Origin of the sequence: Herbiconiux dendrobii (assembly GCF_052048175.1) — a bacterium.
Lineage (GTDB): Bacteria > Actinomycetota > Actinomycetes > Actinomycetales > Microbacteriaceae > Herbiconiux.
This window is the reverse complement of record NZ_JBLZQV010000004.1, coordinates 131,357-146,532: the sequence shown is the minus strand read 5'-3', so window position 1 is coordinate 146,532 and position 15,176 is coordinate 131,357. Positions and strand designations below refer to the sequence as shown.

Here is a 15,176-nt window from a genome sequence, read left to right as displayed (position 1 = left end):
CATGGATGAATCGAGCGCGCTCTACGAGCTGGTGACCGATTCCGGCGTGGTGCCGGAGGGGCTGAACCTCGTCGCGGCGCTCACCGGGTTCACCGACGCGGGCGGTGCGGTCGCGCAACTCGGCGAGTACCTGATCGACACGCTGGACAGCCAGATCGTGGCCGAGTTCGACAACGACGCCCTGCTCGACTACCGTGCCCGCCGGCCGATCATCACCTTCGACGAAGATCACATCAGCGACTACGAGCCGCAGACCCTGCGCCTCTACCTGATGACGGATGAGCTCGGCCAGCGCTTCCTCTTCCTGAACGGCTACGAGCCCGACTTCCTCTGGGAGCGGTTCAGCGCGGCCGTGATCGAGCTGGTGCAGCGCTTCCAGGTCAAGACCACCACCTGGGTGCACGCCATCCCGATGCCGGTGCCGCACACCCGCCCCGTGAACGTGACCGTGAGCGGCAACCGCGTGGAGATCACGGATGCCCTCTCGGTGTGGCGCCCCACCACCCAGGCGCCCGCCAACGTTCTGCACCTGGTGGAATACCGTCTGCAGGCGCTCGGCCATCCGATCGCCGGCTTCGTGCTGCTGGTGCCGCACTACCTGGCCGACACCGAGTACCCCGCCACGACGCTCGTCGCGCTCGAGAGCATCAGCGCCGCCACCGGCCTCATCTTCCCGACCGACCGGCTGCGGCAGGAGACCCGTACGTTCGCGGCGAAGATCGACGAACAGGTGGAGTCGAACGCCGAGCTGGCGCGGCTCGTGCACACGCTCGAGGAACGCCACGACACCTACATGGAGGGCACCAGCCTGCGGTCGCCGCTCACCGACAGCGACGGCGAACTGCCCTCGGCCGACGAGATCGCCGACGAGCTCGAGCGCTTCCTGGCCGGGAACCGGCCGGGCGACGACTTCCCGGGCGAGGGCCGTCCGTAACCTGCGCGGCTGAGCGGCTACATTTGAGTCGGTGAACTCCCGTCGATCCTGGCTCATCTTCGCCGTCGGCGTGTTCGCCTACATGGCGGCGGTGATGCAGCGCTCCACGCTCGGGGTGGCCGGCGTGTCCGCCGCAGAGCGCTTCGACACGACCGCGGCGCTCCTGTCGACCCTCGCCGTGCTCCAGCTCGTGGTCTACGCGGGCCTGCAGATCCCGATCGGCCTGCTGATCGACCGCGTCGGCCCCAAGCTGCTCATCACGGCCGGCTCGGCGGTGATGGTGGCGGGGCAGCTCACGCTGGCCTTCGCCTCCGACATCGGCATCGCCGTGCTCGGCCGGATGCTCGTGGGCGCCGGCGACGCCGCCGTGTTCATCTCGCTGATCCGCCTGATCAACTCCTGGTTCCAGGGGCGCACGGTGCCGGTGCTGTCGCAGTGGATCGGCAACATCGGCCAGCTCGGCCAGATCCTCTCGGCCGTGCCGTTCGCCTGGCTGCTGCACGAGGCGGGCTGGACGGTGGCGTTCTCGGCAGCGGCGGCGCTCTCGTTCGCGGCGTTCGTGCTGGCCCTGGCCTTCCTCGCCGACCGGCCGGCCGAGGTGCCCGAACCTCCGCGGGTGGCCTCGGTGAAGGATGCCCTGCGCGGCCTGGTGCAGACCCTGCGCCGCCCGGGAACCCAGCTGGGCTTCTGGGCGCACTACACGACGCAGTCCTCCGGCACCATGTTCGCTCTGTTCTGGGGCTTCCCGTTCCTGGTGTCGGCGCTCGGCTTCGACCCGGGCTTCGCCTCCTTCTGCCTGGTGCTGATCGTGCTGACCGGGGTGGTCGCCGGCCCGATCCTGGGGCTCGTGACCGCGCGTTACCCACTGCGCCGCTCGAACGTGGTGCTCGGGATCATGACGATGCTGGGCGTGGTCTGGGCGGCGGTGCTGCTGTGGCCGGGCACCCCGCCGACCTGGCTGGTGATCGCGCTGCTGGTCTCGATGGGACTGGGTGGTCCGGCGTCACTGATCGGCTTCGACTTCGCCCGCTCGTTCAACCCGATCCGCTCGCTCGGCTCGGCGAACGGCATCGTGAACGTCGGCGGGTTCACCGCGAGTTTCGTCGTGATGTTCCTGGTGGGCATCATCCTCGACGCCCAGTTCGACAGCGGCCTCAGTGCGAGCCTGTACGACCTGAACGCGTTCCGGCTCGCGTTCGCGGTGCAGTACATCGTGATCGGCTTCGGTGTGGTGATGCTCGTGCGCGCCCGCCACCGCACCCGGCGCAAGATGGAAGAGGACGAGGGAATATCGGTGGGGCCGATCTGGGTTGCACTCTCCAGAGCATGGAAGCGCCGCAGGGCCCGATAGCGGGGACGGCCTGGCGCGGTCTCCCAGCGCAGTGTCCTAGCGCAGGACGGCGTCCGGTGCAAGGCCCGGGTGGTTCCGTGCAATAATTGATGGTGTAGACCCGTTCCTGTGTACGGATGCAGTTGCTGTTTCGGCTGCGCGAATCCCGCACTTGACATGGGTCTTAGTAATGTCCAAAAACATCTTCACGCGAGCGATGTCTCGCCGGGGCCCTCACCATCGTCCCGGGTTCCCCGCGTGGCATGAAAGGTGAACTAATGGCCACCCCCAAGACCGCAGACACCCTCGAGCAGGCAACGGCGCCTGACGAGGTCGCGCCCGCCGCCAAGGCTCCGGCCAAGCGCGCGCCGGCGAAGAAAGCCCCCGCGAAGGCGGCACCCAAGCGCGCCACCAAGGCGAAGGCGAAGGCCGCCGACGACGACGAGGAAGAGATCGAGCCCGGAGACGAGGCGGAGGTCGAGGAGGTCGTCGAAGACGTCGTGGACGACACCGAAGCGGTGACCGACGACGACGCATCCGACACCGAGGAGGGCGTCAAGGCCAAGCCCGCCGCCACCGAAGAGGTGCTGCCCACGGGCGCGCTGGTGCTCTCCATCGTCGACGACGATGACGACGTGCCGGTGTACTCCTCCACCATCACGGGCGCCACCGCCGACCCGGTGAAGGACTACCTCAAGCAGATCGGTAAGGTCGCCCTGCTGAACGCGGCCGAAGAGGTCGAGCTCGCCATGCGCATCGAGGCCGGACTGTTCGCCGAAGACAAGCTGGCCAACACCGAGAACCTCAGCCCCTCCGCCAAGCGCGAGCTGCAGTGGGTGGCGAAAGACGGCCAGCGTGCCAAGAGCCACCTGCTCGGTGCCAACCTCCGTCTGGTGGTCTCGCTGGCCAAGCGCTACACCGGCCGCGGCATGCAGTTCCTCGACCTGATCCAGGAGGGCAACCTGGGTCTGATCCGTGCGGTCGAGAAGTTCGACTACACCAAGGGCTTCAAGTTCTCCACCTACGCCACCTGGTGGATCCGTCAGGCCATCACCCGTGCCATGGCCGACCAGGCGCGCACGATCCGTATCCCGGTTCACATGGTGGAGGTCATCAACAAGCTCGCCCGCGTACAGCGCCAGATGCTGCAAGACCTTGGCCGTGAGCCCACGCCCGAAGAGCTCAGCCGCGAACTCGACATGACGCCCGAGAAGGTCGTCGAGGTGCAGAAGTACGGCCGCGAGCCCATCTCGCTGCACACCCCGCTGGGTGAAGACGGCGACAGCGAGTTCGGCGACCTGATCGAAGACACCGAGGCGGTCGTTCCGGCCGACGCCGTGGGCTTCACCATGCTGCAGAAGCAGCTGGAGTCGCTGCTCGACTCGCTCTCCGAGCGCGAGGCCGGCGTCATCCGGATGCGCTTCGGCCTCGGCGACGGCATGCCGAAGACCCTCGACCAGATCGGCGACACCTTCGGGGTGACGCGTGAGCGCATCCGCCAGATCGAGTCGAAGACCATGGCGAAGCTGCGCCACCCGTCCCGTTCGCAGTCGCTGCGCGACTACCTCGAGTAGGCCCGTGTCTGCTCGCACCACGGCCGCCGTCCTCGTCGGACGGGCCGTCCGGGTCGCCGCACGCGTGCGTGGCGGCGGCTCGGCCATCCCCGGCAACATCGCCCTAAAGATCGATCCCGACTTCCTCGAGCGCACCATCGCCCGGATCCCGGACGGCGTCGTCGCGGTCTCCGGATCGAACGGCAAGTCGACCACCACCAACATGCTGGCCGCCATCATCCGGGCCCACGGCCTGAAGGTGTTCACGAACCCCTCGGGGGGAAACCTCCCGCAGGGCATCGCCTCGGCGCTGCTCTCGGAGGTCTCGACCGGCGGCCGGCTCGACTCCGACATCGCCATCCTCGAGGTGGACGAGGGGTACGGCACCCGGCTCGCTGAGCTGTTGAAGCCGCGCACGGTGCTGCTGCTGAACATCCAGATCGACCAGCTGAACCGCTACCACGAGCCGGATCGCGTGGCCGTGATGCTCGGCCGGGTGGCCGCGGCGTCGACCGAGGGGCTCATCCTCAACCGCGAGGACAACTTCCTGGTCGACCTCGACACGCGCATCCCCGGCAAGCCCGGGCGCGCCGTGAGCTTCTTCGGCGGCGTGCCGAGCCTGGTCGACGGCGCGAGCCACGGTGTGGCCTCGGCCGATCGCTTCGGCGACGTCGGCGCCGAGCCCGGATCCCGTCCCGCCGCGGTCGAGGTGATCGCCCTCGACGGGGCGCGCGCCACGCTCTCGATCGAGTCCGCGACGCTGCCCGGCGGCTCGTCCGCGGAGGACGCACCGGCCGGCGCACGCACCGAGATCCAGGTCAAACTCCCCGCGCGGGGCATGCACTACGCCCTCGACGCCGCCGGAGCCGCTGCTGCGGCCCGCAGCGTCCTGGGCGACCGCTTTCGGCCCGAGCTGGTCTCGCAGGCCCTCGACTCGCTCGAGACCGTCTACGGTCGCGGCGAGCTGCTCGAGGTCGACGGCGAGCAGATCGAGATCATCATGATGAAGAACCCGGCCTCGCTGCAGCTGAACCTCGACTCGCTCGAGAGCCCTCCCGAGCAGGTCTTCCTCGCGGTCGACGAAGGCACGCCCGATCCCGCGTGGATCTACGACATCGACTTCTCGGCGCTCGACCACGTCGACGGCATCACCGGATCGAAGGCCTGGCAGTTCGCCGTTCGCTTCGGCTACCTCGGCATCCCGGTCGGGTCGGTCGAGCTCGACGTGCGCAAGGCGCTGAAGGAGTTCCTCGCGCGCCCGAAGCCCAGCACCGGACACAAGGTGATGATCCTGAACTACGAGCAGATGATGCTGATCCGCAAGATCCTGGGCTTCAAGGAGCTCGAGGGCGGGGGAGCGGCATGAGCGGCGGCCGTCCGGGCGCGGGTGCTCTGCGCATCCTGCACCTGTTCCCCCGGCTGCTCGGCCTGAACGGCGAGAGCGGCAACGTCGACATCCTGCGTCTGCGCTCGGAGTGGCGCGGGTTGCCCGTCGAGGTCACCACTTACGACGGAGGAGCCGCTCAGGACTTCGACGATGCCGACCTGGTGTTCATCGGCAGCGGACCGGTCTCGGCCGAGTTGCTCGCGCATCCGCTAGTACGGGCGATCGCGCCCGACCTCACGGCGCTGGCCGCCGACGGCCGTCCCTTCCTCGCCATCGGCGCCGGCTTCCAGCTGCTCGGCGAGCGGATCACGCTCGAGGGCGGCGAGGTGCTCGAGGGCGCGGGCGTGTTCCCGGTCACCACCCGGCACGGCGGCACGCGCGTCGTGGGTGACTTCGTGCTGGAGTCGCCGCGCCTCGGTCCTGTCGTCGGTTTCGAGAACCGCGGATCCTTCGTCGACGTCGGGCCGCACGGCACGCTCGGCCGCGTGGTCTACGGCCGCGGCAACACCGAGACGCCGGGCGAGGAGGGCTTCTGGGAGGACAACCTGCTCGGCACCCACATGCACGGCCCGATCCTCGCGAACAACCCGATCCTGGCCGACTCGCTGCTCGACACCGCGCGGGCCCGACGCGGTCTCGAGTACAGCATCCCCGACCCGGAGGAGCTGCGGGTCATCGACGAGCGTGCCCGCCACGCCCGCGGAACCATCGCCGCCGCCCCGCTCTCGGAGTAGCGTCTCCGCAGCGCGACGGGTTCAGCAGGGTGTGAGCCGCTCGACCGCGGCGCTGAGCGTCGTGATTCCGCCGAGCAGCACCACGTTGCGGGTGCCGTTCGCGGCCAGCGACGAGAGCACCTCGCGGGTGACGCAGGTGCCGGGCACGAGATAGAGCGGATGGCCCAGCCGGCCCGCGAGCACCCCGCCGGCCAGCGCGTCGGGGAAGTTCACCCCGGTGGCCAGGTAGGCGGTGGATTTGTCGTTGTCGATGCTGTCGCTGGCGGCGACCGAGACCGCATACCGGTCGGGCCCGTCGAATCGCGTCACCGGAGCGATGGTGGCGAGAGAGGTGGCGATACCGGCCGAGACCGACATCGGGCCGCCCGCGATGCTCATCCACGACGGGTGCAGGGAGGAGATCGTGGCCAGGGTGGCGGGGTCGGCGGTCGGGCTCGCTCCATCGACGAGCACGATCGGTGAACCGAGGTAGGATGCGGCGGGTCCCGCCGAAAGCGCGTCGGGGAACCGGGTGCCCGTCGCCACCAGGGGGGCCATCGCTCCGGCGGGGAAGGCGGATGCCGCCAGCCGCCGGCTGACGTCGAAGCGGTCGGCCCCGCTGATGCGCGTGACGGGCAGCGCGCCGAGCAGCGCACGCGTCTCGGCGATGACCGAGTCGGGCACCGACAGGGATCCCCCCACGATCACGACGCGTTTCGGGGCCAGCGCCACGAGTTCGGCCCCCACCGCTCCGGCGAGCCCGCCCGGAGGCACGAGCAGCAGTGCGCCCTGGTCTTTCACCGCGGCCGGCCCGGCACTGAGCGCGTCGGGGAAGTCGGCTCCCGAGGTGAGGTAGACCACATCCGCCGGCCCTCCGATCGCCTGCGCCATGCGCACCGCGCCGTCGAAGCGGTCGATGCCGGCGATGCGGCTGACCGCGATGGAGGAGACGTCGGGCGGATCGGTGGGCGGGATTCCGCTCGCCTCGGCTCCGGCGCCGACCAACCCGACCGATGCGGCGACGCAGACGACGGCCGCGAATGACAGTGCTCGAACACGCATGTGAGCTCACTTCCCCAGAAGGCCCCCCACGAGATGTGGCCCAACGGGGCAGGGTCACTCTATCATTAAAGCGAGAAAACCTCAGAACGAGTTGGGAATCAGACGTCGATGCGGTCGCGGGACATCGTGTCAGAGCCGGTGATGATGAACTCCTTGCGCGGGGCGACGTCGTCGCCCATCAGCAGCTCGAACATCTTCTCGGCCACCGCGGCATCCGCCACCCCCACCCGGCGGAGGGTGCGATAGCGCTTGTCCATCGTGGTGGAGGCCAGCTGGTCGGCATCCATCTCGCCGAGGCCTTTGTAGCGCTGGATCGGATCCTGGTACTTGCGGTTCGACTTCTTCAACTGAGCGAGCACGCCCTGCAGCTCCGCCTCCGAGTAGGTGTAGATCGTCTCGTTCGGTTTGGAGCCCGGGTTGATCGCCACCACACGGTGCAGGGGCGGCACGGCGGCGTAGACCCGGCCGTCTTCGATCAGCGGCCGCATGTAGCGGAAGAACAGCGTCAGCAGCAGGGTGCGGATGTGCGCGCCGTCGACGTCGGCGTCACTCATCAGGATTATCTTGCCGTAGCGCGCGGCCGAGAGGTCGAACGATCGGCCCGATCCGGCGCCGATCACCTGGATGATCGAGGCGCACTCGGCGTTGGAGAGCATGTCGGCGATCGACGCCTTCTGCACGTTCAGGATCTTGCCCCGGATCGGCAGCAGCGCCTGGAACTCGCTGTTGCGCGCGAGCTTGGCGGTGCCGAGCGCCGAGTCGCCCTCCACGATGAACAGCTCGCTGCTGGTGACGTCGGAGGAGCGGCAGTCGACCAGCTTCGCGGGTAGCGAGGAGGACTCCAGGGCGTTCTTGCGGCGCTGCGTCTCCTTGTGCGCGCGCGCCGAGATGCGGGACTTCATCTCGGCCACGACCTTGTCGAGGATGAGCGCCGACTGCGCCTTGTCGTCGCGCTTCGGTGAGGTGAAGCGCTCGGCGAGGCCCTTCGTCAGCACCTGCGAGACGATGTTCCGCACGGCGGGCGTGCCGAGGATCTCTTTCGTCTGGCCTTCGAACTGCGGCTCGGGCAGGCGCACGGTGAGCACGGCCGTGAGACCGGCGAGCACGTCGTCCTTCTCGAGCTTGTCGGTGCCCACCTTCAGCCGCCGGGCGTTCGCCTCGACGTTCGTGCGCAGGAACTTCAGCAGCCCGGCCTCGAAGCCGGCCTGATGGGTGCCGCCCTTGGGCGTGGAGATGATGTTCACGAAGCTGCGGAACGAGGTCTCGTAGCCGATGCCCCAGCGCAGGGCCACGTCGACCGTCGCCTCGCGGGTGAGCTCGGTGGGCACCATCGCGCCGTGGTCGGAGAGCACCGGGACGGTCTCTTTGAACTCGCCCGTTCCGGTGATGCGCCAGATGTCGGTGAGGGGAGCATCCGGAGCCAGGTATTCCGCGAACTCGGAGATGCCGCCGTCGAAACGGAACGACTCGCGGCGGGGCTCCTCGCCGCGCTCGTCGTCGATGGTGATGGCGAGGCCGGGCACGAGGAAGGCGGTCTGGCGCGCGCGAACCACGAGGTCGTCGGTCTGGAACTCGGCGCCCTTGGTGAAGATCTGGCGGTCGGCCCAGTAGCGCACGCGGGTTCCGGTGACACCCTTGGCGACCTTGCCGACCACGCGCAGTTCACTCTTCTTCTCGAACGGCGTGAACGGCGCATCCGGGCTCGGCGCGGCGCCCTTGTCGTCGAAGATGCCGGGCTCGCCGCGATGGAACGACATGGCCCAGGTCTTGCCGCCGCGGTCGACCTCCACGTCGAGTCGCTCGGAGAGCGCGTTCACCACCGAGGCGCCCACGCCGTGCAGGCCACCGGATGCGGCGTACGAGCCGGATCCGAACTTGCCGCCGGCGTGCAGCTTGGTGAACACCACCTCGACACCGGAGAGCCCGGTCTTCGGCTCGATGTCGACGGGCACACCGCGGGCGGTGTCGCGCACCTCGACGCTGCCGTCGGCGTGCAGCACCACGTCGATGCTCGTGCCGAAGCCGCCGAGCGCCTCGTCGACCGAGTTGTCGATGATCTCCCACAGGCAGTGCATGAGACCGCGCGAGTCGGTGGAGCCGATGTACATGCCGGGGCGCTTCCGAACCGCCTCGAGGCCCTCGAGAACGGACAGGTGCCGGGCAGAGTAATCGGACGGTGATGCCACCGGGTCTCCTTCGGGTGTTGTCGGGCAGCGGACGGCCCCGATCTCCAAGGCTAACCGCCCGCCGCCCCGTGCCCGCGCGCGACACCCGGCCGCCTATTCCCGGTACGCGCAGAGCGAAACACAGCGGAATGGGGGTTCGCTCCCGCAGAACAGTGCTTTGATGTCACTACCAGCCAGTGATCGTTCGAGCCGCTAAGGAGCAGAAGATGCCGTCAGTTACTGCAGATAACAGCACTGTTTCCGACCTGGAGAACGCGTACCAGCTCACCGCGGCCGACCGTTGTGACAGCTGTGGCGCTCAGGCCTACATCCGAGTCGACATGCCCTCCGGCGGTGAGCTGCTCTTCTGCGCTCACCACGGCCGCAAGTACCAGGACAAGCTGTCCCAGGTCGCGACCGGGTGGCACGATGAATCCGCCAAGCTGAACGACTGAGTCCAGCCAGCCGGATCATCCGAACCGGATCCACGACGAACGAACGGCCGATCTCCCTCGCGGGGATCGGCCGTTCGGCGTCGTGGGCCGTTCTCCCTCAGGAGCGTGCGGAGCCGATCGAGCCGATGACCGCGGCCAGGGCGACGCCCGAGGCATCCCGCTTGGCGCCCGGCTCCGGCAGCACGCGCGCCGCCCCGTCGTTCGCGACGGCCAGGGCGGGCCCGTGCCCGGCCCACGCCACGGTGAGCACGTCCTCGCCCTTCAGGAATCGGTGCGCCCGCACGCCGCCGGTGGCCCGGCCCTTGGGCGGGAACTCGGCGAACTCCGAGACCTTGCCCGAGCCCGCATCCGTGCCGGCCAGCGTCGAGGTGCTGGCGGCGATCGTGACGACCACCGCATCCGGACCGTCCGGCACCGAGCCGAACCAGATCACCGAGGCACCCGCACCGAGGTTGATGCCCGCCATGCCTCCCGCCGCGAGCCCCTGGGGCCGCACGCTCGCCTGGAAGAAGCGCAGCAGCTGCGCGTCCGAGGTGATGAACACCAGCTCGTCGTCTTCGGAGTGCTGCGTGACGCCCACGACCGTGTCGCCGGGCTTCAGGGCGATCAGCTCGAAGTCGGGCTTCGGGGGATAGGCTCCGGCGGCCACACGCTTGACGATGCCCTGAGCCGTGCCCAGAGCGATCGGAACCGCCGAGGTGAGCGACACAAGCCCGACGATCTTCTCGCGCTTGGAATCCATGGTGAGGTAGTCGCCGATGCGCACGCCCGCCCCCAGCTGCACCGAGTTCACCGGCACGGCGGGCAGGTCGATGACGGGCATCCGGATGACCCGTCCGGTGTCGGTCACGGCGCCCACCTCGCCACGTCGGGTCGTCTCGACCTCGCTGCGGATGGCGTCGTGCTTGCTTCGGCGCACCGTGACGGCGGGGCCGCCGCTCTGCTCGTCGTCGTCGGCGCGGTCGACCCGCACCACCCGCCCCGTGGTGCTGAGGTACACGGTGCAGGGCACATCGGCGACCTCGAGCACGGGCTGCGCGCGCTTGGACGTGCCGGGCACGGCCGGCCGGGCCTCGGTGAGCAGGGTGCGGCGCGGGGTACCGAAGCGCTCGGCCACCTCCTCGAGTTCGTTCGAGACGGCGGCGCGGATGAGGGCCGGATCGGCCAGCAGCGCCTCCAGCTCGGCGATCTCGGCTCGCAGTTTGTCGCGCTCGGTCTCCAGCTCGATCCGCGAGAAGCGGGTGAGGCGGCGCAGGCGCAGCTCGAGGATGTACTCGGCCTGCGGCGTGCTGAGCTCGAACACCTCGATCAGGCGGGTGCGCGCCGCATCCGTGTCGTCGCTGGTGCGGATGACCTGGATGACCTCGTCGATGTCGAGGATGGCGATCAGCAGGCCCTCCACCAGGTGCAGGCGCTCGCGCCGGCGGTCGAGGCGGTAGCGGGTGCGCCGGGTGACGACCTCGATGCGGTGGTTCACGTAGACGATCAGCAGGTCGCGCAGCCCGAGCGTGAGAGGGCCGCCGTCGACCAGTGCCACGTTGTTGATGCTGAAGTTGTCTTCGAGCGGAGTGAGCTTGTAGAGCTGCTCGAGCACGGCCTCCGGATCGAATCCCGTCTTGATGCCGATCACCAGCCGCAGGCCGTGCGTGCGGTCGGTGAGATCGGTGACGTCGCTGATGCCCTGGATCTTCTTGCTGGTGACGCCGTCCTTGATCTTGGCGATCACCTTCTCGGGGCCGACGAGGTAGGGCAGCTCGGTGACCACGAGGCCGGTCTTGCGCGCGGTGAGGTTCTCGACCGAGACCTTGGCGCGGGTCTTGAACGCCCCGCGGCCCGACTCGTAGGCGTCGCGGATGCCGGCGAGCCCCACGATCGTGCCACCGCCCGGCAGGTCGGGGCCCGGGATGAACGACATCAGCTCGTCGAGGTTGGCGTCCGGATGCTCGATCAGGTAGCGCGCGCCGGCCACGACCTCGATCAGGTTGTGCGGCGCCATGTTCGTGGCCATGCCGACCGCGATGCCGCTCGCCCCGTTCACCAACAGGTTCGGGATGGCCGAGGGCAGCACGTCGGGCTGCAGCAGCTGGTTGTCGTAGTTGGGCACGAACTCGACCACGTCTTCGTCGAGGTCTTGCACCATCGCCATCGCCACGGCGTCCAGCCGCGCCTCGGTGTAGCGGGCGGCCGCGGGGCCGTCGTCGAGCGAGCCGAAGTTGCCGTGGCCGTCGACCAGTGGAACCCGCATGGTCCAGGACTGCGCCAGGCGCACCAGGGCGTCGTAGATGGCGGTGTCGCCGTGCGGGTGCAGCTTGCCCATCACCTCGCCCACCACGCGGGCGCTCTTGACGTGACCGCGATCGGGCCGCAGGCCCATGTCGCTCATCATGTACAGGATGCGCCGCTGCACCGGCTTCAGGCCGTCGCGCGCATCCGGCAGGGCCCGGGAGTAGATGACCGAGTAGGCGTATTCGAGGAACGAGTCCTGCATCTCGGTGGAGACGTCGACATCGAGGATCTTCTCGACGGCGGTGCCGCTCGGATCGTTCGTGGCTGCTGTCATTCCTGTATTTCTCGAGCGTGCCGCATCCGGTGCCCGGGGAGGGCGTGCTCCCGGCGGGGGAGCCGACGCGGCGGAGGGTCGTGTGCCTGCCCGGGTGCTATGCCAGACTTGGCCGAATGTCCACCATGCTACCGACGCGCGGGTCAGGCGAGCTCACGCTGGCCGACGTGTTGCCGAGTTGCGTGCGTTCGCTGCGCGGCGAGGAGAACGCCCTGGGGCTGCCGGCGGCCGATCGCGTGCTCGTCGTGCTGGTCGACGGGCTCGGGGCATCCGCTCTCCGCGCCCGGTCGGGCCATGCGCGGCAGCTGGCCGCGGGGCTGACCAAGCGCACCGTGCTGATCAGCGGCTTCCCCACCACCACCGCCGCCGCCCTCGCGAGCCTCACCACGGGGGAGCGGCCGGGAACGCACGGCATCGTCGGGTACACGGCGCTGGTACCGGATGCCGGCGTGGTGCTGAACCAGCTCTCCGGCTGGTCGGACGTGATGCCGCCGGCCACCTGGCAGCGCCGCCCGACCGTGTTCGAGCAGCTGTCGGCGGAGGGCGTGCCGAGCAACACGATCGGGCCCGCCCGCTACGCCGGTTCCGGTCTCACCCAGGCCATCCTGCGCGGCGCCGACTACGTGCCCGCCGCGACGATCGCCGAGCGCTTCGCCGCCGCCCGCCGTCTCTTCGACGAGGGCGGCAGCCGGATGGTCTACCTCTACGTGCCCGAGCTCGACCAGCTGGCGCACGCGCGCGGCTGGGAGAGCGATCGCTGGCTCGCCACGCTCGAACAGCTCGACGCGGAGTACGGGCGCTTCACCTCCACGCTTCGACGCGGCGAGGGGATGCTGCTGACGGCCGACCACGGCATCGTCGACGTGCCCGCCACGGGTCATGTGATCTTCGGCGAGGTGCCGTCACTGGTGGAGGGGGTGGCGCACGTGGCGGGGGATCCGCGCTGCCTTCAGCTGCACCTGCACGACTCGACGCCGGATGCTCGTCACCGGCTGGCCGAGGCCTGGCGCGCTCGCGAAGACGCCCGAGCGTGGATCGCCACCCGCGAGGAGGCGATCGCGGCCGGCTGGTTCGGCGAGGTCGACCCCGCCGTCGAGGCCCGCATCGGCGACGTGATCGTGGCCGCCCGCAAGCTGGTGGCCTACTACGACGGTCGCGACGGCGACACCACGGGCCGTTCCATGATCGGCCAGCACGGCTCGCTCACGCCCGAGGAGACCCTGGTGCCGCTCCTCCGAGCCGGCGCCTACCGCCTCGCCTGACGAGCCTCACCACTTCACGACGGCTCGCCGGGCTGATGGGGCGTCGGGAATACGGGGCCTCGTGTTAACGAGGCGTCAGGCGGGGTCGTCGTCGCTTCGTGCCCCGAAGACGATCTCGTCCCAGCTGGGCATCGCGGCGCGCTGGCGCTTGGGGGCCGGGGACTTCGACGGGGAGGCCCCCGACTCGCCGTGCGGGGCCGGCGGCACGAACTCGGGCTCGAGACCGGGCAACGGGGTGTCGGCCTCGGGGGAGATCGGGCGCGGGCCGGAGAAGAGGGAGGGCTCGGCCTGTTCCTGCGGCGGCTCGAAGGCCGCGGCCTCGCGCTCACCGCGACGGCGGCGCAGGGCCTCCAGCAGGTCGGCGGTCTGGTTGTGGTCGGCGGTCTCGGTGGTGGCGGGCGCGCGGTTGACGGCGTAGGCGTCGAAGGGCTTGGCCTGCTCCTTCTGCCTCGGCACGCCGATCGTCGCCGCGGGAGCGAGGGGAGCGGATGACGGCGAGGGCGACGCGGCCGGAGCATCCGGTGCCGTCGATGTGGGGGAGACGGAGGTGTCGTCCGCGTCGGGGGAACCGCCGTCCGGGGCATCCGGAACATCGATCGCGACCTCGATCGTCGCGAACGCACCACTGTCGAAGCGGGCGTCGGTGCCCTCGTCGCTCAGCGAGACCGCGCGCAGGCGTGGGATCAGGCCCTCCGTCAGCTCGCCGTGCCGGGAGAGCGTGGTGGCCTCGTTGTTCAAAGGAGTGAGCACGTGCCGCTTGGGGTCGAACTGCCAGCGGGCGTCGTGGTCGATCTCGCGCGAGGTGAAGGTGAGCTTGACGATCCAGCCGGTCTCGTCCTTCCAGCTCGCCCAGCGCACGTCGCGGGCGTCGAGGCTCTCCAGTCGCTCCTCCAGCGCGTCGCCGAAGGTGGTGAGCGGTTCTTCGCCCAGCGGGTCGGCCAGCGTGGTGGGCTGCACCGGTACGCGGAGGGCGGAATCGACCATGAACTGGCGTTCGGCGACCACGGGGCCCTCGAAGCGTTCGATGTAGTCGACATCGGCGCCGGTGAGCTCGGCCACCTCGAAGGCTGAGAGTCCGGCACGAATGTGCGTCTGGATCTCGCGCGGGGAGACCTTCTTTCCGCCCTGAGCGGACGCGATGCCCTGGCGCAGGCGCGACTGGAGCACATCGTCGATGACGATGCGATACCGCTCGCCCCCGTCGCTGGCGACGATCAACGCCCCGTTCTCGACTCCGATTACCGTCAAATCCTGCATGCTGAAAGGCCTCCAGAGGTCACTGTTCGCTGACAGGATGACACGCGCCGCCCCCGTATTCCGGGAATGTTCCGGGCGTGCCGCAAGTTGAGGGCGGCGTGAGTAATTGATGCTCACGAACCGGTTTGCTATTCCGGCGGCTTTGATGCAAACTAACGCCGCCGATTTGGTTAATACGGCTGTATTCAAGAAGTGGATGGGCATGGCGACTGATTACGACGCACCGCGCAAGACCGACGACGACTCGGACTCGATCGAAGCGCTGAAGGAGCGAGTCCCGGACAAGATGTCCGGGGTCGTAGACGTCGATGACGCCGACAACCCGGGTGGCTTCGAGCTGCCGGGCGCCGACCTCTCCGACCTCGACCTCGACGTCGTCGTCCTGCCTCCGCAGGCCGACGAGTTCACCTGTGTGAGCTGCTTCCTGGTGAAGCACCGCTCGCAGATCGATCACGAAGAGAAGATCGGCGCCATCTGCGTGGAGTGCGCCTCCTAGTC

General features: G+C 69.2%; 12 protein-coding genes. 8 read left to right on the top strand and 4 right to left on the bottom strand.

The genetic code is table 11. The annotated features are described in order from the left end of the window. Position 1: 1 nt before the first annotated feature. The 5 genes from ACN4JJ_RS13550 (at position 2) to ACN4JJ_RS13530 (ending at position 5,938) form a co-directional block, all read left to right on the top strand. Positions 2 to 934, top strand: coding sequence for a proteasome assembly chaperone family protein (locus tag ACN4JJ_RS13550; protein WP_440710419.1), 933 nt, complete (start codon positions 2 to 4; stop codon positions 932 to 934). Between the two features lie 31 nt (positions 935 to 965). After that, positions 966 to 2,285: an MFS transporter gene (locus tag ACN4JJ_RS13545; protein WP_440710418.1), complete on the top strand. Its 1,320-nt coding sequence runs from the start codon at positions 966 to 968 to the stop codon at positions 2,283 to 2,285. A 242-nt stretch (positions 2,286 to 2,527) separates the two neighbouring features. Next, the gene (locus ACN4JJ_RS13540; protein WP_440710417.1) at positions 2,528 to 3,838 is read left to right on the top strand and encodes an RNA polymerase sigma factor; all 1,311 of its coding nucleotides are present in this window, start codon (positions 2,528 to 2,530) and stop codon (positions 3,836 to 3,838) included. 4 nt (positions 3,839 to 3,842) lie between these two features. Continuing rightward, positions 3,843 to 5,183, top strand: coding sequence for a MurT ligase domain-containing protein (locus tag ACN4JJ_RS13535; protein ID WP_440710416.1), 1,341 nt, complete (start codon positions 3,843 to 3,845; stop codon positions 5,181 to 5,183). After that, entirely contained in the window at positions 5,180 to 5,938 is a 759-nt protein-coding gene (locus ACN4JJ_RS13530; protein WP_440710415.1) for a type 1 glutamine amidotransferase, read from the top strand. The genes ACN4JJ_RS13535 and ACN4JJ_RS13530 overlap by 4 nt, the downstream gene beginning before the upstream one ends. A gap of 21 nt (positions 5,939 to 5,959) precedes the next feature. Here the strand turns inward: ACN4JJ_RS13530 and ACN4JJ_RS13525 are convergent, their stop codons facing one another. Together ACN4JJ_RS13525 and ACN4JJ_RS13520 are read right to left on the bottom strand one after the other, a co-directional pair. Beyond that, positions 5,960 to 6,979, bottom strand: a complete 1,020-nt coding sequence (locus ACN4JJ_RS13525) for a cell wall-binding repeat-containing protein (RefSeq protein ID WP_440710414.1) — start codon at positions 6,977 to 6,979, stop codon at positions 5,960 to 5,962. Positions 6,980 to 7,077: 98 nt separating this feature from the next. Beyond that, positions 7,078 to 9,165, bottom strand: coding sequence for a DNA gyrase/topoisomerase IV subunit B (locus ACN4JJ_RS13520; protein WP_440710413.1), 2,088 nt, complete (start codon positions 9,163 to 9,165; stop codon positions 7,078 to 7,080). A 206-nt stretch (positions 9,166 to 9,371) separates the two neighbouring features. On the opposite strand from ACN4JJ_RS13520, the gene ACN4JJ_RS13515 reads away from it, so the two are divergent. Next, a complete protein-coding gene (locus tag ACN4JJ_RS13515; protein WP_291055525.1) occupies positions 9,372 to 9,599 on the top strand; it encodes a DUF7455 domain-containing protein in 228 nt (75 codons plus the stop codon). A gap of 97 nt (positions 9,600 to 9,696) precedes the next feature. On the opposite strand, the gene ACN4JJ_RS13510 is transcribed toward ACN4JJ_RS13515, so the two are convergent. Further along, positions 9,697 to 12,159 carry a DNA gyrase/topoisomerase IV subunit A gene (locus ACN4JJ_RS13510; RefSeq protein WP_440710412.1) on the bottom strand — a complete coding sequence of 821 codons (2,463 nt, stop codon included), beginning with the start codon at positions 12,157 to 12,159 and terminating at the stop codon, positions 9,697 to 9,699. A 116-nt stretch (positions 12,160 to 12,275) separates the two neighbouring features. Between ACN4JJ_RS13510 and ACN4JJ_RS13505 the strand changes: the two genes are divergently transcribed. Further along, entirely contained in the window at positions 12,276 to 13,421 is a 1,146-nt protein-coding gene (locus ACN4JJ_RS13505) for an alkaline phosphatase family protein (protein ID WP_440710411.1), read from the top strand. Between the two features lie 75 nt (positions 13,422 to 13,496). On the opposite strand, the gene sepH is transcribed toward ACN4JJ_RS13505, so the two are convergent. Continuing rightward, on the bottom strand, positions 13,497 to 14,678 hold the full coding sequence (sepH, locus tag ACN4JJ_RS13500) for a septation protein SepH (RefSeq protein ID WP_440710410.1): 1,182 nt from the start codon (positions 14,676 to 14,678) through the stop codon (positions 13,497 to 13,499). A 202-nt stretch (positions 14,679 to 14,880) separates the two neighbouring features. On the opposite strand from sepH, the gene ACN4JJ_RS13495 reads away from it, so the two are divergent. After that, a complete protein-coding gene (locus ACN4JJ_RS13495) occupies positions 14,881 to 15,174 on the top strand; it encodes a DUF4193 domain-containing protein (RefSeq protein ID WP_290809022.1) in 294 nt (97 codons plus the stop codon). Positions 15,175 to 15,176 lie beyond the last annotated feature (2 nt).

Excerpts from the sequence above, each read along its gene's own strand:
- ACN4JJ_RS13550 (WP_440710419.1), top strand. The coding sequence starts at position 2 with ATGGATGAATCGAGCGCGCTCTACGAGCTGGTGACCGATTCCGGCGTG.
- ACN4JJ_RS13540 (WP_440710417.1), top strand. The coding sequence starts at position 2,528 with ATGAAAGGTGAACTAATGGCCACCCCCAAGACCGCAGACACCCTCGAG.
- ACN4JJ_RS13530 (WP_440710415.1), top strand. The coding sequence starts at position 5,180 with ATGAGCGGCGGCCGTCCGGGCGCGGGTGCTCTGCGCATCCTGCACCTG.
- ACN4JJ_RS13525 (WP_440710414.1), bottom strand. The coding sequence starts at position 6,979 with ATGCGTGTTCGAGCACTGTCATTCGCGGCCGTCGTCTGCGTCGCCGCA.
- ACN4JJ_RS13515 (WP_291055525.1), top strand. The coding sequence starts at position 9,372 with ATGCCGTCAGTTACTGCAGATAACAGCACTGTTTCCGACCTGGAGAAC.
- ACN4JJ_RS13510 (WP_440710412.1), bottom strand. The coding sequence starts at position 12,159 with ATGACAGCAGCCACGAACGATCCGAGCGGCACCGCCGTCGAGAAGATC.
- ACN4JJ_RS13505 (WP_440710411.1), top strand. The coding sequence starts at position 12,276 with ATGTCCACCATGCTACCGACGCGCGGGTCAGGCGAGCTCACGCTGGCC.
- sepH (WP_440710410.1), bottom strand. The coding sequence starts at position 14,678 with ATGCAGGATTTGACGGTAATCGGAGTCGAGAACGGGGCGTTGATCGTC.
- ACN4JJ_RS13495 (WP_290809022.1), top strand. The coding sequence starts at position 14,881 with ATGGCGACTGATTACGACGCACCGCGCAAGACCGACGACGACTCGGAC.